The sequence below is a fragment of the Streptomyces sp. NPDC006385 genome (genome assembly GCF_040612485.1).
Taxonomy (GTDB): domain Bacteria; phylum Actinomycetota; class Actinomycetes; order Streptomycetales; family Streptomycetaceae; genus Streptomyces.
Map to the genome: position 1 here is coordinate 12,650 of NZ_JBEXQG010000034.1, position 22,344 is coordinate 34,993.

Below are 22,344 nucleotides of genomic sequence, written 5' to 3' on the forward strand. Positions count from 1 at the left end.
AACCCCATAAAGGGACCCAGGAAGCCTCAGAACAGCGGCTCCGGCAGCACGCCCTCCAGCGCGAGCAGCTTCCGCTTGGTCTCCAGGCCGCCCCCGAACCCGCCGATGCCGCCGTCGCTCTCGACGACGCGGTGACAGGGCACGACGACCGGCAGCGGATTGGCACCCATCGCCATCCCCACCGCCTGGGCCGCGCCCGGCTGTCCGACCCGTCCGGCCAGGTCGCCGTACCCGACTACCGTGCCGTACGGGACACCGGAGGACAGTTCGCGCAGCACCTGGCGGTTGAAGCCGGAGATGAGCGACCAGTCCAGCGGCAGCTCGAAATCGCGCCGGGTGCCCGCGAAGTACTGCTCCACCTGACGTATCGCCTCGGCCAGCAGCGGAGAGTCGGGTGCCTCGACCGGCTCGGTGCCCAGCTGTGCCGCCAGTCGGCCCAGTGCCTTGTCGCGCACCCCGTCCGTGGCGTGGAACACGACGCTGACCAGGCCTTCGCGGGTCGCGGCCAGCATCAGCGGACCGATGTCCGTACCGACGACGGCCCATACGACCTGATGCTCGTACTGCCCATGGCTGTCCATGCGCCCACCGTACGGCCCGCCACTGACAACGCCCCGGCAGCCGCCGTCGACTCCCGGCCGGGGACCAGGCTCTCGGTGAGCGCGTCCCGCACCACGTCCGGACGGTTGGTGATGATGCCGTCGACGCCGTACCCGGCGACCAGCCGAGCCCTTTCCGCGTCGTTCACGGTCCAGGCGAAGACCTCCAGCGGCCTGCCGTGCGGTCCCGTGAACTCGTGGACCGAGGCGACGTAGTCCCTGGAGATGGAGCCGTACGAGGGGTTGATCTGGTCGGCGAAGGCCGCGTACCTGGCGAGGTCCTGCTCGGGCGGTGTCCCGAGGAAGCCGGTCTTGACGTCGGGCTGAAGCCGGTGGACGGTCCGCATGGTGTCGGCGCTGAAGCTCTGCACGATCAGCCGGCTCGCGAGATGGCGCGGGTCGAGCCAGCCCTCGTCGTCCAGGACCTGGAGGGTCTGCCGCTCGATGCCCGGATACAGTTCGGGGTTCTTGATCTCCAGGAGCAGCTTCTGATGGTGCAGCTCCACGCGGTCCGTGAACTGCTCCAGTGTCGGCACGCGCGCGCCCGCGTACGCGGGGCTGAACCAGCTGCCCGCGTCCAGGCGGGCGATCTCGGCGGCGGTGAAGTCCTTCACCTTCCAGGGCGCCCGGCCGGGAAAGACCTCCTCCACGTCGGTCGTGCGCTTCAAGTTGTCGTCGTGGAGGACGACCAGCTCACCGTCCTTCGTGCGCTGGACGTCGTTCTCGATCCAGCGGATGCCCATTTCGGCGGCCTTGTCGACGGCGGCCAGCGTGTTCTCCGGGGCGTAGGCGGAGGCCCCCCGGTGGGCGATGACCGTGGGCACCTCGCCGCCGGCGCGGGCGTCGGAGGCGGGAAGCAGAAGAGCGGCAGTTCCCAGGAGCGCGGTCGTCGTTGCGGCTACAGCGCGCGCGTGCATGCGTACTCCTCGCGTCGAACGATCACGGACAGTTCAACTGTGACAGCAGTCCGTCAACGGTGAGGGAGTACAGAATGGCCACAGAATGAATGGAGTTGCCCAGGCCCGCTCACTCGTGCCGCACAACTGGGGCAAGGCCGTGTTTCTTTGCCGGAAAATCGTTCGACCATTCCGGTGGGAGTTACTCTCTGCCTCAACCCTGACCGCTCGGTCGGTGCTGGGAGGGGGCGCATTCCAGGGAGTTCCGGGACGTAAGAGGGCGGGAAGGGCAGCCGCGTATGCAGGGCACCATCGACGGATTCAGCTATGGACTCGTCACACCGCTGGTGGCTTATCTGATGGCCTGCCTCGGCGGTGCGCTCGGTCTGCGCTGCACCACCAGATCCATGCTCGTCCCGCAATCCTGGCGCCCGGGATGGCTTGCTCTGGCGGCGGCGGCCATCGGCTCCGGCATATGGACCATGCACTTCGTCGCGATGATGGGGTTCACGGTCAAGGAGACGCCGATCCACTACGACAAACCGATGACGTTCGCGAGCCTTGCCGTCGCCATCGTCATGGTGGGCATCGGGATCTTCATCGTCGGCTACAAGGGCGCCAGCGGAACGGCCCTGTTCACCGGCGGCACCATCACCGGCCTGGGCATCGCCTCGATGCACTACCTGGGCATGGCCGGGATGCGGCTCAACGGAAAGCTGGAGTACAACACGTTCACGGTCGCCGCCTCCGTCGTCATAGCCATGGCGGCGGCCACCGCCGCCCTGTGGGCCGCCGGACAGATCAGAGGGTTCCTGTGGAGCGTGGGCGCGAGCCTCGTCATGGGCCTCGCCGTCAGCGGCATGCACTACACGGGTATGGCCGCCCTCAGCGTCCATCTCCACGGCATCGAGGCCCCCTCCGCGGGTGACTCGCCCGCGGCCCTGCTCGCGCCGATGCTGGTCGGACCGCTCGCCTTCCTGCTGCTCGCGGGGGTCGTCGTGCTGTTCGACCCGTTGATCGTCATGGGGCGATCCTCAGGTGCCCCCGCCGAGCACAAACCGGGCGTCCCGGCCCACACCACCGTCCCGCACCAGGCCCGCCGCCCCCAGCTGCGCGTCCGTCGCGGCCAGGACCGTCGCAGCTCCCGCGCCCCGCAGAACCACTGATCCGGACGCGTTGTCAGTGCGGGGTCGTACGGTGGATTCCATGCGGCCCGTTTCCCAGATCGAACGCACGGTGGCGCCCTTCGAGGTCGTCAGCCCCTACCAGCCCAGCGGCGACCAGCCGCAGGCCATCGCCGAGCTAGCCCGGCGCATCGAAGCCGGCGAGAAGGACGTCGTCCTGCTCGGCGCGACCGGCACCGGCAAGTCCGCCACCACCGCGTGGATGATCGAGAAGCTCCAGCGCCCCACCCTGGTGATGGCGCCGAACAAGACACTGGCCGCCCAGCTGGCGAACGAATTCCGCGAGCTGCTGCCGAACAACGCCGTCGAGTACTTCGTCTCGTACTACGACTACTACCAGCCCGAGGCCTACGTCCCGCAGTCGGACACCTACATCGAGAAGGACTCCTCGATCAACGAGGAGGTCGAGCGCCTGCGCCACTCCGCGACCAACTCGCTGCTCACCCGCCGCGACGTCGTCGTGGTCGCCTCGGTCTCCTGCATCTACGGCCTCGGCACCCCGCAGGAGTACGTGGACCGCATGGTCCCCCTCAAGGTCGGCGAGGAGATCGACCGGGACGAACTGCTGCGCCGCTTCGTGGAGATCCAGTACACGCGCAACGACATGGCCTTCACCCGAGGCACCTTCCGGGTGCGCGGCGACACCATCGAGATCTTCCCGGTCTACGAGGAGCTCGCCGTCCGCATCGAGATGTTCGGCGACGAGATCGAGGCCCTGTCCACGCTCCACCCGCTCACCGGCGAGATCATCAGCGACGACGAGCAGCTCTACGTCTTCCCGGCCTCCCACTACGTCGCGGGCCCCGAGCGCATGGAGCGGGCCGCCAACGACATCGAGAAGGAGCTGGGGGAGCGCCTCGCCGAGCTGGAGAAGCAGGGCAAGCTCCTGGAGGCGCAGCGCCTGCGGATGCGCACGACGTACGACCTCGAGATGCTCCGCCAGATCGGCACCTGCTCCGGTGTCGAGAACTACTCGATGCACTTCGACGGCCGCTCGCCCGGCTCCCCGCCCAACACCCTGCTGGACTACTTCCCGGACGACTTCCTGCTCGTCATCGACGAGTCGCACGTCACCGTGCCGCAGATCGGAGCCATGTACGAGGGCGACGCATCCCGCAAGCGCACCCTCGTCGACCACGGCTTCCGCCTGCCCTCCGCCCTCGACAACCGCCCCCTGAAGTGGGAGGAGTTCCAGGAGCGCATCGGTCAGACCGTCTACCTGTCGGCGACTCCCGGCACCTACGAGCTCTCCCGCTCGGACGGCCAGGTCGAGCAGATCATCCGCCCCACCGGCCTCGTCGACCCGGAAGTCGTGGTCAAGCCCACCGAGGGCCAGATCGACGACCTGGTCCACGAGATCCGGACGCGCGTCGAGAAGGACGAGCGCGTCCTGGTGACCACCCTCACCAAGAAGATGGCCGAGGACCTCACGGACTACTTCCTGGAGCTCGGTATCCAGGTGCGCTATCTGCACAGCGACGTCGACACACTGCGCCGTGTCGAGCTGCTGCGAGAGCTGCGCGCCGGCGAGTTCGACGTCCTGGTCGGCATCAACCTGCTCCGTGAGGGCCTCGACCTGCCCGAGGTGTCCCTGGTCGCGATCCTCGACGCCGACAAGGAGGGCTTCCTGCGCTCCGGCACCTCCCTCATCCAGACCATCGGCCGCGCGGCGCGCAATGTCTCCGGCCAGGTCCACATGTACGCCGACAAGGTCACCCCGGCGATGGAGAAGGCCATCGACGAGACCAACCGGCGCCGGGAGAAGCAGGTCGCGTACAACAAGGCGAACGGCATCGACCCTCAGCCGCTGCGCAAGAAGATCAACGACATCGTCGCGCAGATCGCCCGCGAGGACGTCGACACGGAGCAGCTGCTCGGCACGGGTTACCGGGCCAAGAAGGACGGCCGGGGCACCAAGGCCCCCGTGCCCTCCCTCGGCGACAAGGCGGCCAAGAGTGCGAAGGCGGCCAAGCCGGCCAAGGGCAAGGCCAAGGAGACGGTGCCGACCGACCGCCCGGCGGCCGACCTCGCCGAGCAGATCGAGGAGTTGACGGCACGTATGCGTGCCGCCGCCGCGGATCTGCAGTTCGAGATCGCGGCCCGGCTGCGCGACGAGGTGTCCGAGATGAAGAAGGAACTGCGCCAGATGAAGGAGGCCGGCCTGGCCTGACGGCCCACCCGGGCACGCGCTGTGTTGCAAGACCGACACAAAGTGCGGACCGGACTACGTCACTGTCAGTGCCCCTGCGTAGGGTTCTGAACATCCGCGGAGTCCGCGGCCAACAGGGGACAGCTCGAGAGGGGAATCGGCACGTGACCGTCAACATGACCAAGGGTCAGGCCATCAGTCTGCAGAAGAACGACGGAGGCAGCCTGACCGCGGTGCGCATGGGTCTCGGCTGGCAGGCGGCTCCCCGGCGCGGCCTGTTCGGCTCCCGCACTCGGGAGGTCGACCTGGACGCCTCCGCCGTTCTGTTCGCGGACAAGCAGCCGGTCGACGTCGTCTTCTTCCGCCACCTGGTGAGCGACGACGGCTCGGTCCGTCACACCGGTGACAACCTCGTCGGCGGTGTCGGCCAGGGCGGCGACGACGAGGCGATCCTCGTCGACCTCGCGCGCGTCCCGGTCCACATCGACCAGATCGTCTTCACCGTGAACTCCTTCACGGGCCAGACCTTCCAGGAGGTGCAGGACGCGTTCTGCCGCCTGGTCGACGAGACCAACGGCCAGGAGCTCGCCCGCTACACGCTCGCGGGCGGCGGCTCCTACACGGCCCAGATCATGGCGAAGGTGCACCGCAACGGCCCGGGCTGGACGATGACGGCCCTCGGCACCCCGGCCAACGGCCGTACCTTCCAGGACCTGATGCCGGCGATCCTGCCGCACCTGTAACAACCGCGGCGCGGCCCGGCGAGCCGCGCACGACAAGACAAGCGACACAGGGGGACGAAGGCATGACGGCCGAGCTGGTGCGGGGGCAGAACCACCCGCTCTCCCAGGCCCGTCTGGAGATCAGGGTCTCGGCCGGAACGCCGATCGTGGCCGGGGCCACGCTCGGCGACGAGCAGGGCAGGATCCACGGCGTCGAAGGGGTGGCCCACCCCGGCGCCCCCACCCTGCCCGGCCTTGAGGTCTCCCGGCAGGCGGCGGCCGATCATCGCCTCGCGGTGGACCTGGACGCCATGCCCGAGGCCGTCCACCGCGTCAGTGTGCTGCTCGCCCTGCCGGCCGGTGTCGGCGGCCCGACCCGCTTCGGCGCCGTAGCCACCCCCTTCGTCGCGGTCACCGGCCTCGACGGCACCGAGGTCGCCAGTTACACCATCACCGGCCTGGAAGCCGAGTCGGCCGTGGTCGCCCTGGAGCTCTACCGCCGCCAGGGCGCCTGGAAGGTACGGGCCATCGGCCAGGGCTACGCCGGCGGCCTCGCCGAGCTCCTCACCGACCAGGGCCTGCCCCAGTCCCACCAACTGGCCGGCAGCATCAACGAAGCGGTGGCCCAGGGCATGGCCCGCTCGATACCGGCACCCCCGTCACGGACGGACGGCGACCGCTCCCGGCAGGCGGCCGCACCAGCACTCGGCCCGGACCAGGGCGGCTCCGCACCGCAAGGCGCCTCCGGGCCCGTACCGCCGCAGCCGACCTCGCCCTACGGCACCCAGACACCGGGGGCGCCCGGACAGCCGACACCGCAGGCGAACTCCCCGTACGGCGCCCAGACGCCAGGCATACCGGGCCAGCCCGCGCCGCAGCCGTCGTATCAGGGCGGAAGCGGCGCCAGCGATACCACCCAGCCGTCCGCACCCACCTCCGGTGGCCCGATCGACTACAGCCACCCGCGCCGCCAGAACGCGGCTCCGCCGCCCCCGCCGACCGCGCCCCCGGCCCAGCCCGGGCAGCCGGCGCAGCCCGTCGCGGGTGACGCCAATGGCTGGTCCATGGACGAGCGGCTGTACAACCAGGTGTGGGGCATGTTCGAGGACCTGGCCCGTACGACCGCCGCCTACCGCAGCGCGGTCGACTTCGCCGACTCCCGCATGGAGAAGGAGCTCGACCAGGTCCTGTCGGACCCGCGCAGCCGGATCGGCGGTCAGGGCGACGCCGCACGCGAAGCCGCCCAGGCCAAGCACGCCCAGCTCGTCAGCCAGGCCAGGGCGACGCTCGACCGGGACCTCGCTCAGCTCACCGCCGAGGCCGACGTCGTCGAGCCCGCCCTGCCGCCCGCGTACGCGCGCTGGGACAACCCCGTCTGGCACGGCTACCGCGTGCCGATGGAGATGCCCATGGCCCTGCGCCTGGGCGACCTCCACCTCCCCGAGAGCGCCCAGTTGCGCATCCCGATGCTGGTCCGGCTGCCACTGGAGCGCGGCCTGTGGATCGACAGCGGACGCGCTGGATCGATCGACGGCTCGTTCACGGACTCCCACGACCTGCGGCGCCTCGCGATGGAGGCGGCCGTGGCGCACGCGGCACGGCTGCTCGCCGTCCATCCGGCGGGCGAATTCACCGTGCACGTCATCGATCCGGCCGGTTCGGGCGCGCAGGCACTCGCACCGCTGGTGCAGACCGGTGTGCTCGCTGCCCCGCCCGCGGTGGGCGCGGCCGGTGTCGCGGACGTCCTGGCGCGGCTCACTCAACGCGTCGACCTGGTGCAGATGGCCGTGCGCGGCGGAGCGCCCGACTCCCTGCCGCCCGGCTTCGACACCTCCGAGCAGTTGCTGATCGTCAACGACTTCCCGCACGGCTTCGACGACCGGGCCGTCAACCAACTGCGCTACCTGGCGGACGAGGGACCCGCCGTCGGCGTGCACCTGATGATGGTCGCGGACCGGGAGGAGGCCACCGCCTACGGTCCGTTGCTCGACCCGCTGTGGCGTTCGCTGCTGCGATTGAGCCCGGTGCCGGACGACCACCTCGCCGACCCTTGGGTGGGGCACGCCTGGACCTACGAGCCCTCACTCGTCCCGCCCGGCAGCCAGGTGCTCCAGCAGGTGCTCACGCAGGTTTCCGAAGCTCGCGCCAAGTACAGGTAAAGCCACCTTGACCTGCTCACTTGGCGTTCCTTTTGCCGAGCGCTTTACCTTTCTTTGGTGATTGGGGTAGTGTTCGTCCCACGGAGGGGAGTACTCCCTGTCTAGTGCGACGTACCCGTCAATACGGATCCGGCCAGATCCCGGGGCGTCGGCCCATCGTGGGTGGAAGAGACCTCCGGCGCGCGACGACGCTGACATTTGCCGTTACGACTGCCGGAGGCGCAGTGGAAGTTTCCGCGACCCTATGGGTCCTGACCATCGTGGGCCTTGCCGCCCTGATCGCGGTCGATTTCTTCATCGGCCGCAAGCCGCATGACGTGTCGATCAAGGAAGCCGGAATCTGGACGGTCGTCTGGATCGTCCTGGCCGCCCTCTTCGGGTTCGGCCTGCTGATCTTCGGAGGCGGACAACCCGCCGGCGAGTTCTTCGCGGGCTTCATCACCGAGAAGTCGCTGAGCGTCGACAACCTCTTCGTCTTCGTCCTGATCATGGCGAAGTTCGCGGTGCCCTCGCAGTACCAGCAGCGTGTACTGCTCATCGGTGTCCTGGTAGCCCTCGTGCTCCGCGCGGTCTTCATCGCCGCGGGTGCCGCGATGATCTCCAGCTTCTTCTGGATCTTCTACGTCTTCGGCGCCTTCTTGATCTACACCGCCTGGAAGCTGATCCAGGAGGCCAGGGCCGACGAGCCCGAGGAGGACTGGGAGGAGAACAAGCTGCTGAAGGCCGTCGAGAGGCGCTTCGGCGTGGCCGACCGCTATCACGGCACCAAACTGTGGATCGAGGAGAACGGCAAGCGCGTCATGACGCCGATGCTGGTCGTGATGCTCGCGATCGGTATGACGGACGTGCTGTTCGCGGTCGACTCGATCCCCGCGATCTTCGGCCTGACCCAGGACCCGTACATCGTCTTCACGGCCAACGCCTTCGCCCTGATGGGTCTGCGGCAGCTGTACTTCCTGATCGGCGGCCTGCTGAAGAAGCTGGTCCACCTCAGCTACGGCCTGTCGATCATCCTGGGCTTCATCGGCGTCAAGCTCGTGCTGCACGCGCTGCACGAGTCCGGTGTCCACGTCCCCGAGATCAGCATTCCGGTCTCGCTCGGCGTGATCTGCTCGGTCCTGGTCATCACCACGATCACCAGCCTGAGGGCTTCCAAGAAGCAGGCGGCGGCCGAGGCGGCGCAGGAGCGGAGCGAAGACACTCCGAAGAACAGCATCGACGTTTGACCCTGTCGAACGTAGGAAGACCAACACCGGGAGTGGTGCCCAGCGAATTCGCCGAGCACCACTCCCGGTGCTTCTTCGGGTCGGCTCAACCGCTACCTGGACCTGCTACCTGGACCTGCGACGTACAGGAGATGACCGATTTCGCGTAGCGACACACACCACACGAAGGCCCCGCATCCCGAGGGCGCTGGGCCGCCTGACCACCACACGGACCGGAATGCGAACCCCCAAGGGCTCTGCGACGATCGCTCCATGATCGCTCGGCTGAGGTCGCTCACGACCCGGTGGACGTCCTTCGTGCCGGTGCTCGCGGTCGTCCTGCTGGCGTTCACCTGGGGACGGGATCTGCCCGGCGCGGTCATCGCCGTGGTGACGCTGGTCCTGGCGGGGGCCGTCCTGTCCGCCGTACACCACGCCGAAGTGGTCGCGCACCGGGTCGGCGAACCGTTCGGCTCCCTCGTCCTCGCGGTAGCCGTCACGATCATCGAAGTCGCCCTGATCGTGACCCTGATGGCGGACGGCGGAGACAAGGGCTCGACCCTCGCCCGGGACACGGTCTTCGCCGCCGTGATGATCACCTGCAACGGCATCGTCGGCCTGTGCCTGCTGGTCGCCTCTCTGCGGCACCGGACGGCGGTCTTCAATCCCGAGGGCACCGGGGCCGCGCTGGCGACCGTCGCCACCCTGGCCACGCTCAGCCTGGTGCTGCCGACGTTCACCACGAGCAAGCCCGGGCCGGAGTTCTCCACCGTGCAGCTGACGTTCGCGGCGGTCTCCTCGCTCATCCTGTACGGCCTGTTCGTGGCGACCCAGACCGTGCGCCACCGCGACTACTTCCTCCCCATCACCCGGCAGGGCGAGGTGATCACCGTGGACGACCACGCCGACGCGCCCTCCGCCCGCACCGCACTGCTCAGCCTGGGGCTGCTGGGGCTGGCGCTGATCGGCGTGGTGGGCCTGGCCAAAGGCGTGTCGCCCACCATCGAGTCCGGGGTGGCGGCCGCCGATCTGCCCCACGCCGTGGTCGGCGTGATCATCGCCATGCTGGTGCTGCTTCCCGAGACGATCGCCGCGCTGCGCTCCGCCCGCCGGGACCGCGTGCAGACCAGCCTGAACCTCGCGCTCGGTTCGGCGATGGCCAGCATCGGCCTGACCATCCCCGCGGTCGCCCTGGCCTCCATCTGGCTCTCCGGCCCGCTCGTCCTCGGCCTCGGCCCCACCCACATGGTGCTGCTCGCCCTGACGGTGGTGGTGAGCTCGCTGACGGTGGTACCGGGGCGGGCGACGCCGCTCCAAGGCGGCGTCCACCTGGTGCTGTTCGCGGCGTATCTGGAACTCGCGATCAACCCGTAGCCGTGGCCGCCGTATACGGGACCGAGGTGTACGCGACCGAAGGTGTATGCCACCGACGTATACGCGGCCGACGTATGGGCGACCGACGTCTGCACAGCCGTGGTGTTCCGTCCCGCCGCCGTCCCGGAGCCCGTCACCCCGTGGCGGGCTCCGCCGCGGCAGGCACCGGACGGGTCTCGGGCAGCAGCGCGAAGCACCCCAGGCTGAGCAGCGCGACCCCCGTCAGATACGCCCCCACCCCCCAGGGCACCCGACCGCCCTGCTCGGCGAGCGCCGTCGCCACGATAGGTGTGAGCGCGCCCCCGAGAACGCCGCCGAGGTTGTAGCCCACCGCGGCCCCCGTGCAGCGCACCCGGGGCTCGTACAACTCCGGCAGGTACGCGGCGATCACGGCGAACATGGTGATGAACGCGATCATCGCCCCGAGAAAACCCAGGAACATCGGCAGCGGCGCGCCCGTCGCGAGGAGCGCGACCATCGGGAACATCCACAGGGCCGAGGCGGCGCACCCGATCAGGGCCAGCGGCCGCCGCCCGTACCGGTCGCCCAGCAGCGCCGCCAGCGGTGTGAGCGCGCCCTTCACCACCACCGCGGCCATGATGCAGGTCAGCATGACGCTGCGGCTCACACCGAGCCGTTCGGTGCCGTAGGCGAGGGACCAGGTCGTCACGGCGTAGAAGATCGCGTATCCGACCGACAGCGCCCCGGCTGTCAGCAGCAGGAGCCGCCAGTGGTCGCGTACGACTTCGACGAGCGGCACGCGCGCGTGGTCGTCGAGTTCGAGGAACCGCGGGCTCTCGGCGAGCGACGACCGCAGCCACAGTCCCACCAGGGCGAGGACCCCCGCCGCCCAGAAGGGCACCCGCCATCCCCACTGCGCGAACTGCGCCTCGGACAGCGTCGCCGACAGCCCGAGCACCACCCCGTTGGCGAGCAGGAAGCCGAGCGCGGGCCCGACCTGCGGGAAGCTCGACCACAGACCGCGCCGGTCGGCGGGCGCGTGCTCCACGGTCAGCAGGACCGCGCCACCCCATTCGCCGCCGAGGCCGAGGCCCTGAAGAAAGCGGAGTACGAGCAGCAGCAGGGGAGCGGTCACACCGATCGTGTCGTACGTCGGTACGCAGCCGACCGCGACCGTGGAGGCGCCGGTCAGCAGCAGCGAGGCGACGAGGACCGGCCGGCGTCCGTGACGGTCTCCGATGTGCCCGAACAGCACCGACCCCAGCGGCCGCGCCACGAAGCCCACGCCGAACGTCGCGAAGGCGGCCAGGGTTCCCGCCACCGGCGAGAACGTCGGGAAGAACAGCGGTCCCAGGACCAGCGCCGCAGCGGTCCCGTAGACGAAGAAGTCGTAGAACTCGATGGCCGTCCCGGCGAGCGAGGCGGCAGCGAGCCGCAGCATGGAGGGCGCCCTTACTGTGCGTACGTCGTGCATGCCGCGACAACTACCCACCGTGACCACGGGTTACGGGGGCGTGCGGGGGCGGTCGGGCCAGTCAGTAAGTGACGGTGATGCGCCGGGCGGGGCCGTCGACGCGGACGACGCCGCCGTAAGGGATCACGAGTTGTGGGTCGGTGTGCCCGAAGTCCACGTCGAAGACGATCGTGGTGTCGGGGGCGTACGCCCGCATGGCGCGCAGGACGGCCTCGCGCTGCTCGGTGGCGTAATGAGCGGCCTCGTCCGGGCCGTTGGGGCGTTCGAAGGACCATGTCTTCGCACGGCCCATCAGCAGCGCCGAGAAGCGCTGGAGCAGCCCGCGCTCGCCCATGTTGCGCAGGGTGCGGAAGACCTCCGTGCCGCTCGGCATCTCCTCCGACGTCTCCAGGATCAGCACCCCGCCGTCGAATTCCGACAGGTCACGCGGGATCTCCCGGTCGGCCATCAGCAGCCAGCCGAGGATCTCCAGACAACCACCCCAACTGCGGCCCTCCACCACCCGGTCGGCGTTCACCCAGGTCCACCCGGCGCCGGACCGCGTCTCCGGCTCCGCGTCGAAGGTCGCCGGGTCGGCCCAGTCGCGGTTGACATCGTTCCAGCGGTCGGCGGGCTTCAACTCGTACTCGCCCGACGTGAACAGCGCCGCCCGCAGCGACTCCGCGGTCAGCGGATCCATGGCGACCGGGCGGCCCAGCGCGGTCATCACGGTCGCGCCGTGGTAGCCGACGATTCCGGTGTTGCGCAGGAACATGAGCAGGTTCGTGTTGTCGCTCATCCCGAAGAACGGCTTCGGGTTCGCCCGGATCAACTCCCGGTCCAACAGCGGCAGTACGGTGATCTGGTCGTCTCCGCCGATGGAGGCGATGACCGCCCTGACGCCGGGGTCGGCGAAGGCGGCGTGGACGTCGTCGGCCCGCTCCTGCGGCGTGGAGCCCATCTTGCGGGTCGCCGGGTACTCGACCGGTTCGAGTCCGTAGTCCTCGCGCAGCCGCTCCAGACCCAGTTCGTACGGGCGCGGGTAGAGCCCGGGCAGGCCCGACGCGGGCGAGATGACGGCGATGCGGTCGCCGGGGGAGGGCTTGGGAGGATACGAGATCACGCTCATGACCGGAGCGTATGGCGGAGGGCGCGGGCCGTGCACCGTGATAAACCGGGGTCCGAGCAGCGGTCGTCGACGGACCGCCCGACCCCCGAAAGGACCGGAGGAACCGTGCCCCGCACCCTGGCCAACGCCCCGATCATGATCCTCAACGGCCCCAACCTCAACCTGCTCGGCCGGCGCCAGCCGGAGATCTACGGCTCCGAGACCCTGGCCGACGTCGAGGCCCTGTGCGCCAAGGCGGCGGCCGCGCACGGCGGCACGATCGACTTCCGGCAGTCCAACCACGAGGGTGAGTTGGTGGACTGGATCCACGAGGCACGGCTGAAGCACTGCGGGATCGTGATCAACCCCGGTGCCTACTCCCACACCTCCGTGGCGATCCTGGACGCGCTCAACGCCTGTGACGGCCTTCCTGTACTGGAGGTCCACATCTCCAACATCCACAAGCGCGAGTCGTTCCGGCACCACTCGTACGTCTCCCTGCGCGCCGACGGCGTCATCGCGGGGTGCGGTGTCCAGGGGTACGTGTTCGGGGTGGAGCGGGTCGCGGCGCTGGCGGGGGCTGGGCGCGCGGACGCCTGACGCCTAGGGGGCGATGTACCGGCCCCGCCGAGCTGGTCCCTGATCCCTGGTCCCTGGGCAGTCGCCGGGGCCGCCGGTCGAGGGCGGGGATTGAGGGACCGGCGGCCCGTACCGCTCAGGAGCCGTCATCCTGTGCGGGGCTGCTTCCAGTTGACTGCGCAACAACGCCCGCCGGGAGCGCGCGTAGGGCACCGGCGCGTGTGAACGGTTCACACGGGGTGTGTACGGCGCGCGGTTGCGATTCCCGCCGGGCGCACGTGTTTCCGCCGGGCGCACGCTCTTGAGCTTCGCGCCACCGGGTCCGCGTTCACCAGCCTCGCTCGTGCCACTCCGGCAGATGCGGCCGCTCGGCGCCCAGCGTCGTGTCGTTGCCGTGCCCCGGGTAGACCCAGGTCTCGTCCGGCAGCACGTCGAAGATCTTCGTCTCGACGTCGTGGATCAGGCGGGCGAACGCCTCGGGATCCTTGCGGGTGTTGCCGACGCCGCCGGGGAACAGGCAGTCCCCGGTGAACACATGGGGGTGCCCGTGCGGGTCGTCGTAGACAAGCGCGATCGAGCCCGGTGTGTGCCCGACCAGGTGGCGCGCGGTCAGCTCCACGCGCCCCACCCGGATGATGTCACCGTCGTCCACCAGGACGTCGGTCGGCACCGGAATGCCCTCGGCGTCGTCCCGGCCGGCGTACGTGCGCGCGCCGGTGGCCTCGACGACCGCGCCGAGCGCCTGCCAGTGGTCGCCGTGCTGGTGCGTGGTGACGACGGACGCGATGCCGTCGTCACCGATCATGCCCAGCAGTACGTCCGCGTCGTTGGCGGCGTCGATCAGCAGTTGCTCGTCCGTGGCCCGGCAGCGCAGCAGATAGGCGTTGTTGTCCATCGGGCCGACCGCGATCTTGGTGATCATCAGGTCCTTGAGCTCGTGCACGTCGGCGGGGCCACCGACCGTCACCTGTCCGCTGTAGGTCATGTCGGCAGCCTATAGCGGCAGAACGATCCACGGACCGTCCAGAGGCTGGAGCGGCAGAGGCAGGCGCTACAGCGGCGGGAGCGACGGCAGCGCGCCGCCCTCGGCACTCAGGCCGGACCCGTCACGGCGCCCGGCGAGCCAGCCGAGCAGATCGGGCGCGGAACCTCGGACGGTGACCTCGGCAGCTCCCGCCTCCCGGCCCGTGCTCCACGCGCGCGTGCCGTCCGTGAGACGGGTCGGCGGCACATCGGGATGCCCGGTGAACCGCTCCGCGAGGAAGTCGATCTCCCGCTCCACGAACTCCGCCGGCAGATCCTCGAGCTCGTACCCGATCCCGAGATCCACGTGATGCAGTTCCACCTCGACCCACCGCCGGAACGGCACCCGGGCCGCCGCGTCGGTGACGCCGTTGCGCAACTCCACCGTGCGTGACCAGTCCGCGGGCACGGCACCCGTGTCCTGGAAGCGGGCGGCGCTCTCGCGCACGTCGGCGAGCTGGACGTCGAGGGGGCGTGGGGCGTCCCGCTCGATGTCGGCGTCGCGGGCGGTGGGGGAGACGTACATGGGGCGCCCTTCGAGGACGTTCACGAGGGCGTCCGCGTTGCGGGCGAGATGCGCGAGGACGTGGCCGCGGCTCCAGCCGGGGAGCCGTGACGGCTCGGCCACGGATGCGTTGTCCAGCTTGGCCGCTGCGGTGAGCAGTCGTTCCGTCGCCTCACGTACAGACGCCAGGTCACGAGCGTGATCAATCATGGTGCTGACATTAGCCGCGCCACACCTTTGGGTGAAGGTGGTGAACGGGCGCCGTAAATCGAATGCGCGTGCTATAGGGTCGGATGTGGCGTCGGGCATGCTGGATAGCCCGGGATTGTTGTCCCATTCGGGAATCCGACCGGCGTTGTCAGTGGCTCCCCCTAGTCTGAGAAAGCACGGGGGCCTCGCCCCTGTCACTTCTCTCAAGAAAGGTGCGGACCGGCGTGGCCGACCGTCTCATCGTCCGTGGCGCGCGCGAGCACAATCTGAAGAATGTCTCGCTCGACCTGCCGCGCGACTCGCTCATCGTCTTCACGGGCCTGTCGGGGTCGGGCAAGTCCTCGCTGGCCTTCGACACCATCTTCGCCGAGGGCCAGCGGCGCTACGTGGAGTCGCTGTCGTCGTACGCACGGCAGTTCCTCGGCCAGATGGACAAGCCGGACGTCGACTTCATCGAGGGTCTGTCCCCGGCGGTCTCCATCGACCAGAAGTCGACCTCGCGCAACCCGCGCTCGACGGTCGGCACCATCACCGAGGTCTACGACTACCTGCGTCTGCTCTTCGCGCGTATCGGCAAGCCCCACTGCCCCGAGTGCGGCCGCCCGATCTCGCGACAGTCGCCGCAGGCCATCGTCGACAAGGTCCTGGAGCTGCCGGAGGGGAGCCGCTTCCAGGTGCTGTCGCCGCTGGTGCGCGAGCGCAAGGGCGAGTTCGTCGACCTCTTCGCCGATCTCCAGACCAAGGGCTACTCACGCGCGCGCGTGGACGGCGAGACGATCCAGCTCTCGAACCCGCCCACGCTGAAGAAGCAGGAGAAGCACACCATCGAGGTGGTCGTCGACCGCCTCACGGTGAAGGACTCCGCCAAGCGCCGCCTCACCGACTCCGTGGAGACCGCCCTCGGCCTGTCCGGCGGCATGGTCGTGCTCGACTTCGTCGACCTCCCCGAGGACGACCCCGAGCGCGAGCGCATGTACTCGGAGCACCTGTACTGCCCGTACGACGACCTCTCCTTCGAGGAGCTGGAGCCGCGCTCCTTCTCCTTCAACTCGCCCTTCGGCGCCTGCCCCGAGTGCACCGGCATCGGCACGCGCATGGAGGTCGACCCCGAACTGATCGTCCCGGACGAGGACAAGTCCCTCGACGAGGGCGCCATCCACCCCTGGTCGCACGGTCACACCAAGGACTACTTCGGCCGCCTGATCGGTGCCCTCGCGGACGCGCTGGGCTTCCGCACGGACATCCCCTTCGCGGGCCTGCCGCAGCGCGCCAAGAAGGCGCTCCTCCACGGCCACAAGACGCAGATCGAGGTCCGCTACCGCAACCGGTACGGCCGCGAGCGCGTGTACACGACGCCGTTCGAAGGTGCCGTTCCCTTCGTCAAGCGCCGGCACAGCGAGGCCGAGAGCGACGCCAGCCGCGAGCGCTTCGAGGGCTACATGCGCGAGGTGCCCTGCCCCACCTGTGAGGGCACGCGCCTGAAGCCGATCGTCCTCGCGGTCACGATCATGGAGAAGTCGATCGCCGAGGTCTCCGCGATGTCCATCAGCGACTGCGCGGAGTTCCTGGGCGAGCTGAAGCTCAACGCCCGCGACAAGAAGATCGCCGAGCGCGTGCTGAAGGAGGTCAACGAGCGGCTGCGCTTCCTGGTCGACGTCGGCCTCGACTACCTCTCGCTGAACCGCGCCGCGGGCACCCTCTCCGGTGGAGAGGCCCAGCGCATCCGCCTCGCCACCCAGATCGGCTCCGGGCTCGTCGGCGTCCTGTACGTCCTCGACGAGCCGTCCATCGGTCTGCACCAGCGCGACAACCACCGGCTGATCGAGACCCTGGTCCGGCTGCGCGACATGGGCAACACGCTCATCGTCGTCGAGCACGACGAGGACACCATCAAGACCGCCGACTGGGTCGTCGACATCGGCCCCGGCGCCGGTGAGCACGGTGGCAAGGTCGTGCACAGCGGCTCCCTGAAGGAGCTGCTGGCCAACGCCGAGTCGCAGACCGGTCAGTACCTGTCGGGGAAGAAGTCCATCCCGCTGCCCGACATCCGCCGCCCGCACGACCCGTCCCGGCAGCTCACGGTGCACGGCGCGCGCGAGAACAACCTTCAGGACATCGACGTCTCGTTCCCGCTGGGCGTGTTCACCGCGGTCACCGGTGTGTCCGGCTCCGGCAAGTCGACGCTGGTCAACGACATCCTGTACACGCACCTGGCACGCGAGCTCAACGGCGCGCGCAACGTCCCCGGGCGGCACACGCGCGTGGACGGCGACGACCTCGTCGACAAGGTCGTGCACGTCGACCAGTCGCCCATCGGCCGCACCCCGCGGTCGAACCCGGCGACGTACACCGGCGTCTTCGACCACATCCGCAAGCTGTTCGCCGAGACGACCGAGGCGAAGGTCCGCGGCTACATGCCGGGTCGCTTCTCCTTCAACGTCAAGGGCGGCCGCTGCGAGAACTGCGCGGGCGACGGCACGATCAAGATCGAGATGAACTTCCTCCCGGACGTGTACGTCCCGTGCGAGGTCTGCCACGGCGCCCGGTACAACCGGGAGACCCTGGAGGTCCACTACAAGGGCAAGTCCATCTCCGAGGTCCTGAACATGCCGATCGAGGAGGCGACGTCGTTCTTCGAAGCCGTCCCCGCCATCGCCCGGCACCTCAACACGCTGAAGGACGTCGGTCTCGGCTATGTCCGGCTCGGCCAGTCCGCGACGACACTGTCCGGCGGTGAGGCCCAGCGCGTGAAGCTCGCCAGCGAGCTGCAGAAGCGCTCCACCGGCCGTACGGTCTACGTCCTGGACGAGCCGACCACGGGTCTGCACTTCGAGGACATCAGCAAGCTGCTGAGGGTCCTGTCCGGCCTGGTCGACAAGGGCAACACGGTCATCGTCATCGAGCACAACCTCGACGTGATCAAGACCGCCGACTGGATCGTCGACATGGGTCCCGAGGGCGGCGCCGGCGGTGGCCTCGTCGTCGCCGAGGGCACGCCCGAGGAGGTCGCCGCGGTCCCGGCCAGCCACACCGGCAAGTTCCTGCGCGAGATCCTGGGCGCCGACCGCATCAGCGACGCGTCCTCGGTGAAGGCCCCGCGCAAGACGGCGGCCAGGAAGACGGTCGCGGCAGGGGCGACGGCGAGGAAGACGGCGACGGCCAGGACCACGAAGACGGTCAACAACAAGGCGACGGACAAGACGGCCGGGGCCGCGAAGAAGACCGCGACGTCGAAGAAGACGGCGACCGCGAAGAAGACGACGCGGACCCGTAAGGCCTGAAGCTCGCGAGCGACAAGCCCGAACAAGTCCTGAAAAAGTGCGGCGCCCCGCGGGAACTCCCCGCGGGGCGCCGCACGTTCCCTCATCAGCCGCCCGATCCCCGCGGCTGCGACGGACCTTGACTCCTCAACAGCGGAACAGAGCGGAACGCCTACTGGAAGTCCCCCAGTTCCCAGGCGTACGGCGGCTCGGCGCCCGCCCGGGAGCAGGTGATCGCGGCAGCCCGCGCCGCGAACCGCAGCAGCCGTGTCCAGCCGTCGGCGCCCAGTCCCACGAGCGCCTCGGCCGACAGGGCGTCCTGGGCGGCCAGCCCGTGCAGCAGGGCCGCGTTCACGGTGTCGCCCGCACCGATCGTGTCCACGACGTCGACCTCCTCGCCCGGCACGGAGTGCACCCCACCGTCCCGTGTGAAGGCGGTCAGTCCCTCACCGCCGTGAGTGATCACAACGGCCGCAGGTCCCGCGGCCAGCCACTCGCGCGGGGTTCCGCCCAGCCACAGCGCGTCCTCCTCGGAGAGCTTGAGCAGCGACACCGACGGCAGCCAGCTCTTGAACCGTGCCCGGTAGCCGTCCGGGTCCGGGATCAGACCGGCCCGGATGTTCGGGTCCAGCGCGGTGAACACCCCTTGCGCCGCCGCACCGCGCATCAGTTCCTCGTAGGCGCTCGCCCCCGGTTCCAGGACGAGTGAACAGGTACCGAAGGACACCGCGCGGGACGCCGCGGGCAGCTCGGGAGGTGCCGTGAAGAGCCGGTCCGCGGTGCCCTCGACATAGAAGGAGTAGGCGGCCGAGCCGCTTGCGTCGATGGTGGCGACCGCGAGGGTGGTCGGCTCCGTGCCGCGCTGCACGGCCGACACGTCCACCCCGGCCTTCCGCAGCCCGTCGAGCAGCGCCTCACCGAAGGCGTCGTTGGAGGTGCGGGAGCAGAAGGCGGTGGGGGAGCCGAGGCGGCCGAGGGCCACGGCGGTGTTGTAGGGGCCGCCGCCCAGCGCCGGCTTGAGGCCCGCGAGGGCGCCCGAGCCCTGCGGTACCAGGTCGATCAATGCCTCACCGGCGACGACGATCACGAGACGGTTCCTTTCACGGACCTCAGGGGCTGTTCGGGACTGTCGGAGGACGAGGGCTCGGCCGTGCCGTCGGGGTTCTCGGGCCGCGCCGACCACTCAGGCTCCGCCGGTCGCTGAGACCCCGGGACTTTCTCCGACCTCATGGCTTTCTCGGACCTCATGGCTTTCTCCGACCACATGGCTTGCTCCGGCCCCGCGGATCCCCCTGACCGCCGGGGCTGTTCGGCGCAGCCGCACGAGGTGCGATGCACGAAGGTGCACGGCAGACGCACGCTCCGGGCAGGCCGGTCCGGCGAGTCGAGTCGGTCCAGCAGCACACGCACCGCCTGGGCGCCGATGTCCCTGCTGGGCTGGGCTATCGCGGTGAGTCGGGGCGAGAAGAGATCGGCCCAGGCGAAGTCGTCGAAGCAGCACAGTGCGATGTCGTCGGGCACGGAAAGGCCCCGGTCACGCAGGGCGCGCAGGGCGCCGATCGTCATCGCGTTGTTGGCGGTGACGATCGCGGTGGGCGGCGAGGCGAGCGACAGCAGTGCGGCGGTGGCCTGTTCGGCACCGGCCGACGCGGAGTCGCCGTGCACGACGAGGTCGCCGTCGTAGGTGAGCCCTGCGGCGGCCAGGCCGTCCCGGTATCCCGTGCGGCGCTCGCTGGTGGTGCTGAGCCCGGGCAGGCCCGCGACCAGGGCGATCCGACGGTGGCCCAGACCGGCGAGATGGGTGACCAGCCGCGCCATGGGTTCGGCGCTGTCGGCGCAGACCTGGTCGAACCGCGTCGAGTCGTCCGCCGGGGCGTCGACCACGCGGTCGAGAAGGACGGTCGGCACCTTGTGGCGCCCGAGGTAGGCGATCAGCTCGCGCGGGTCGGCGGAGGGCGCGACGATCATGCCGTCCACACGGCGTTCGTGCAGGAGCTGGACGACCTTGCGTTCATGCACCGGATCGTCGTGCGGGTCGGCGATCAGCAGGCTGTAGCCGTGTTCCAGGGCAGCGGCCTCGACGCCCTGGAGTATCTCCGTGAAGTACGGGTTGCTGATCGCCGACACCGCGAGCCCGATGGACCGGGTGCGGGACGTCACCAGGGAACGGGCGAGGCTGTTGGGTGTGTACCCGAGCTCCTCCACGGCGTCCAGCACCGCCTGACGGGTGTGGGGCAGAACCGGCCGGGTGTCGTTCAGCACATGCGAGACGGTCGCCACGGACACGCCGGCGCTCCGCGCGACGTCGGCCATGGTTGCCATCGCGTCCCCTCCCACTTCCGCTTCCCACCGACGCCTTCCACCGCAGCGTCCCACCCCGGGCCGCCATGGCACTTCTGGCGGGAAGGTATCTCATTCGGAGCCTGACGTAAACGCTTGCGCAAGCGTTTACGTCCACGGGCGCGTCACGCGACGCGCCCCACGAGAGATCGCGTGGGGAGGAGGACTGCCCCGGAGGGTGCTTCAGGCGAGGGTGCTTCAGGGGTGGCTGCTCACTCCCACTCCCACCCGATGCCCACGATCCCCGTCCGCACCCGTGGCTCGACGAGGTGGACCGAATGGTGCGGCCCGCTGAGGGTCAGCCCCTGGCGGCCGCTGCGGGGCGCTGCCGCGGAGTGCTGGGAGAAGCGGTGGCAGCGGACAGGGAGGGTGTTCTCGGCGAAGCAGACCTGTAGGGCGTACTGACCGCCCGCGAGAGGGAAGCCTCGGGCGTACTCGCGGGACACCTCGGCCGTGCCGTCCTCGACACCGTAACGGAAGAGGTAGGTGTCGCCGGAGCGCAGCCGCGTGCCGAAGAAAAGCTCCGCCACGAGGACACCGGTGTCGTGGTGCCAACGGACCCGGCCCGTACGGCAGTTCTCCAGGGCGTGGACTGTCATGCGCTCCGGTATGCACCCCGGATCGCCGTGGTGGACGGCCACGAAGCGGTCCACGCCGTCCTTGTGGGACCGCACGATGTGGTGCGACTCGCGTCCGGCGAGTTCGCGGCGGGCCCCGATGCGTACCCGCTCGTGGTGGGCGAGGGTGTGCACGCCGCCGTCCACCGGACAGTCCAGCTCGGCCAAGAGCTGTTCCAGGACGTCCGACGCCTCCACCAGGGAGCGGTAGGAGCGGGCCGCCGGCCGCTGGACGGCGGAGTGGTCGTCGGCATCCGCGAGCAACCGGATCAGGGACTCCTCCGGCAGTTGGAGGATCTCCTCCAACGCCCGTACCGCGCGCAGTGACTCGGGGCGCTGCGGCCTGCGGGCACCTTGCTGCCAGTAGCTCAGGCTGGTGACGCCGACCTTCACACCGCGACGGGACAGATGGTGCTGCACGCGCTGCAGCGGCAGTCCCCGGGCGGCTATCGCGGCGCGCAGAGCGACGTGGAAGGGGCCGCCTCGCAGGGCCGTGTCCAGTTCCGCGGTGGCGATGGCGGGGATGTCCGCGTGCTGAGTGGCGTGCGGCATGCAGGGGCCTTTCTGTGGTGTTCACAACGGCTGGTCGGACCGTTCGCGTGGCTGCTCGGGGCCACCCCGTCGGCGCGGCAGAGGTCTTCACATCCGTATGCCGTCGTTCCCGGCCCCGAGTTCCCCCGCATTGAAGCGTGTTGACCAAGTCCCGACAACACCTGACGCCCAATGCGGCGCGGGTCTGGCCGAGTCCTGGTGCCGTCGCGCGCACCGCAGTCTCAAGCCGCCGTACCGGGAACGCGGTTGCGAGTGCGCGGCCGTGCGGGGCCGGGTCCTGGCATCCACGTGCGGACAACGAGTGGACACACTTCGCAGCCAGGCGCGTGTGCGGTCATTGGCGTGGCGACTCCCTGCCGTCGACAGGCGATCAGCCACAGCCCTTGTCGACCTGCTGGCTGAAGTGGATCGCGGTCCCGGCCGGCGACCAGGCCGCGGCCATGGCGAC

16 protein-coding genes and 1 pseudogene are annotated in these 22,344 nt (G+C 69.6%); 8 read left to right on the forward strand and 9 right to left on the reverse strand.

Annotation, left to right across the window (positions count from 1 at the left end; translation table 11 throughout):
- Window positions 1–26 precede the first annotated feature (26 nt).
- The gene (locus tag ABZ078_RS24495) at window positions 27–581 is read right to left on the reverse strand and encodes a methylated-DNA--[protein]-cysteine S-methyltransferase (RefSeq protein WP_356578407.1); all 555 of its coding nucleotides are present in this window, start codon (window positions 579–581) and stop codon (window positions 27–29) included.
- A gap of 77 nt (window positions 582–658) precedes the next feature.
- Window positions 659–1,516: pseudogene (locus ABZ078_RS24500) on the reverse strand (glycerophosphodiester phosphodiesterase family protein); the annotation flags it as partial.
- A 278-nt stretch (window positions 1,517–1,794) separates the two neighbouring features.
- On the opposite strand from ABZ078_RS24500, the gene ABZ078_RS24505 reads away from it, so the two are divergent.
- The 6 genes from ABZ078_RS24505 to ABZ078_RS24530 all read left to right on the forward strand — a co-directional run bounded on the left by ABZ078_RS24505 (window position 1,795) and on the right by ABZ078_RS24530 (window position 10,288).
- Window positions 1,795–2,661, forward strand: coding sequence for an MHYT domain-containing protein (locus ABZ078_RS24505; RefSeq protein ID WP_356578409.1), 867 nt, complete (start codon window positions 1,795–1,797; stop codon window positions 2,659–2,661).
- Window positions 2,662–2,701: 40 nt separating this feature from the next.
- Window positions 2,702–4,849: an excinuclease ABC subunit UvrB gene (gene uvrB / locus ABZ078_RS24510; protein ID WP_356578411.1), complete on the forward strand. Its 2,148-nt coding sequence runs from the start codon at window positions 2,702–2,704 to the stop codon at window positions 4,847–4,849.
- A 143-nt stretch (window positions 4,850–4,992) separates the two neighbouring features.
- Window positions 4,993–5,571 (forward strand): TerD family protein, encoded by a 579-nt coding sequence (locus ABZ078_RS24515; protein ID WP_356578412.1) that lies wholly within the window; start codon window positions 4,993–4,995, stop codon window positions 5,569–5,571.
- Window positions 5,572–5,633: 62 nt separating this feature from the next.
- Window positions 5,634–7,709, forward strand: coding sequence for a TerD family protein (locus tag ABZ078_RS24520; RefSeq protein WP_356578414.1), 2,076 nt, complete (start codon window positions 5,634–5,636; stop codon window positions 7,707–7,709).
- Window positions 7,710–7,933: 224 nt separating this feature from the next.
- Window positions 7,934–8,935: a TerC family protein gene (locus tag ABZ078_RS24525; RefSeq protein ID WP_356578416.1), complete on the forward strand. Its 1,002-nt coding sequence runs from the start codon at window positions 7,934–7,936 to the stop codon at window positions 8,933–8,935.
- Window positions 8,936–9,187: 252 nt separating this feature from the next.
- Complete coding sequence (locus tag ABZ078_RS24530; protein WP_356578418.1) at window positions 9,188–10,288, forward strand: ionic transporter y4hA; 1,101 nt, start codon at window positions 9,188–9,190, stop codon at window positions 10,286–10,288.
- 133 nt (window positions 10,289–10,421) lie between these two features.
- Here the strand turns inward: ABZ078_RS24530 and ABZ078_RS24535 are convergent, their stop codons facing one another.
- Both ABZ078_RS24535 and ABZ078_RS24540 read right to left on the reverse strand, forming a co-directional pair.
- Complete coding sequence (locus ABZ078_RS24535; RefSeq protein WP_356578420.1) at window positions 10,422–11,690, reverse strand: MFS transporter; 1,269 nt, start codon at window positions 11,688–11,690, stop codon at window positions 10,422–10,424.
- Window positions 11,691–11,784: 94 nt separating this feature from the next.
- Entirely contained in the window at window positions 11,785–12,831 is a 1,047-nt protein-coding gene (locus ABZ078_RS24540; protein ID WP_356578421.1) for a S66 peptidase family protein, read from the reverse strand.
- A gap of 105 nt (window positions 12,832–12,936) precedes the next feature.
- On the opposite strand from ABZ078_RS24540, the gene aroQ reads away from it, so the two are divergent.
- Window positions 12,937–13,410, forward strand: coding sequence for a type II 3-dehydroquinate dehydratase (gene aroQ, locus ABZ078_RS24545; RefSeq protein ID WP_356578423.1), 474 nt, complete (start codon window positions 12,937–12,939; stop codon window positions 13,408–13,410).
- Window positions 13,411–13,717: 307 nt separating this feature from the next.
- Here aroQ and ABZ078_RS24550 read toward each other — a convergent pair whose 3' ends face one another.
- Together ABZ078_RS24550 and ABZ078_RS24555 are read right to left on the reverse strand one after the other, a co-directional pair.
- Entirely contained in the window at window positions 13,718–14,374 is a 657-nt protein-coding gene (locus ABZ078_RS24550) for an MBL fold metallo-hydrolase (protein WP_356578425.1), read from the reverse strand.
- 66 nt (window positions 14,375–14,440) lie between these two features.
- The gene (locus tag ABZ078_RS24555; protein ID WP_356578427.1) at window positions 14,441–15,127 is read right to left on the reverse strand and encodes a maleylpyruvate isomerase family mycothiol-dependent enzyme; all 687 of its coding nucleotides are present in this window, start codon (window positions 15,125–15,127) and stop codon (window positions 14,441–14,443) included.
- A 224-nt stretch (window positions 15,128–15,351) separates the two neighbouring features.
- Here ABZ078_RS24555 and uvrA point away from each other — a divergent pair, with 224 nt between their 5' ends.
- Window positions 15,352–18,408 (forward strand): excinuclease ABC subunit UvrA, encoded by a 3,057-nt coding sequence (gene uvrA, locus ABZ078_RS24560; RefSeq protein ID WP_356578428.1) that lies wholly within the window; start codon window positions 15,352–15,354, stop codon window positions 18,406–18,408.
- Window positions 18,409–18,559: 151 nt separating this feature from the next.
- Here uvrA and ABZ078_RS24565 read toward each other — a convergent pair whose 3' ends face one another.
- The 3 genes from ABZ078_RS24565 to ABZ078_RS24575 form a co-directional block, all read right to left on the reverse strand.
- Window positions 18,560–19,474, reverse strand: coding sequence for a carbohydrate kinase (locus ABZ078_RS24565; RefSeq protein ID WP_356578430.1), 915 nt, complete (start codon window positions 19,472–19,474; stop codon window positions 18,560–18,562).
- Window positions 19,471–20,709, reverse strand: coding sequence for a LacI family DNA-binding transcriptional regulator (locus ABZ078_RS24570; RefSeq protein WP_356578432.1), 1,239 nt, complete (start codon window positions 20,707–20,709; stop codon window positions 19,471–19,473). The genes ABZ078_RS24565 and ABZ078_RS24570 overlap by 4 nt, the downstream gene beginning before the upstream one ends.
- 230 nt (window positions 20,710–20,939) lie before the next feature.
- Window positions 20,940–21,896 (reverse strand): hypothetical protein, encoded by a 957-nt coding sequence (locus ABZ078_RS24575; protein ID WP_356578434.1) that lies wholly within the window; start codon window positions 21,894–21,896, stop codon window positions 20,940–20,942.
- Between the last annotated feature and the right edge of the window lie 448 nt (window positions 21,897–22,344).

Coding starts and splice junctions, on each gene's coding strand:
- ABZ078_RS24495 (WP_356578407.1), bottom strand. CDS start 581: ATGGACAGCCATGGGCAGTACGAGCATCAGGTCGTATGGGCCGTCGTC.
- ABZ078_RS24505 (WP_356578409.1), top strand. CDS start 1,795: ATGCAGGGCACCATCGACGGATTCAGCTATGGACTCGTCACACCGCTG.
- uvrB (WP_356578411.1), top strand. CDS start 2,702: ATGCGGCCCGTTTCCCAGATCGAACGCACGGTGGCGCCCTTCGAGGTC.
- ABZ078_RS24520 (WP_356578414.1), top strand. CDS start 5,634: ATGACGGCCGAGCTGGTGCGGGGGCAGAACCACCCGCTCTCCCAGGCC.
- ABZ078_RS24530 (WP_356578418.1), top strand. CDS start 9,188: ATGATCGCTCGGCTGAGGTCGCTCACGACCCGGTGGACGTCCTTCGTG.
- ABZ078_RS24535 (WP_356578420.1), bottom strand. CDS start 11,690: ATGCTGCGGCTCGCTGCCGCCTCGCTCGCCGGGACGGCCATCGAGTTC.
- ABZ078_RS24540 (WP_356578421.1), bottom strand. CDS start 12,831: ATGAGCGTGATCTCGTATCCTCCCAAGCCCTCCCCCGGCGACCGCATC.
- ABZ078_RS24550 (WP_356578425.1), bottom strand. CDS start 14,374: ATGACCTACAGCGGACAGGTGACGGTCGGTGGCCCCGCCGACGTGCAC.
- ABZ078_RS24555 (WP_356578427.1), bottom strand. CDS start 15,127: ATGATTGATCACGCTCGTGACCTGGCGTCTGTACGTGAGGCGACGGAA.
- ABZ078_RS24570 (WP_356578432.1), bottom strand. CDS start 20,709: ATGGCAACCATGGCCGACGTCGCGCGGAGCGCCGGCGTGTCCGTGGCG.
- ABZ078_RS24575 (WP_356578434.1), bottom strand. CDS start 21,896: ATGCCGCACGCCACTCAGCACGCGGACATCCCCGCCATCGCCACCGCG.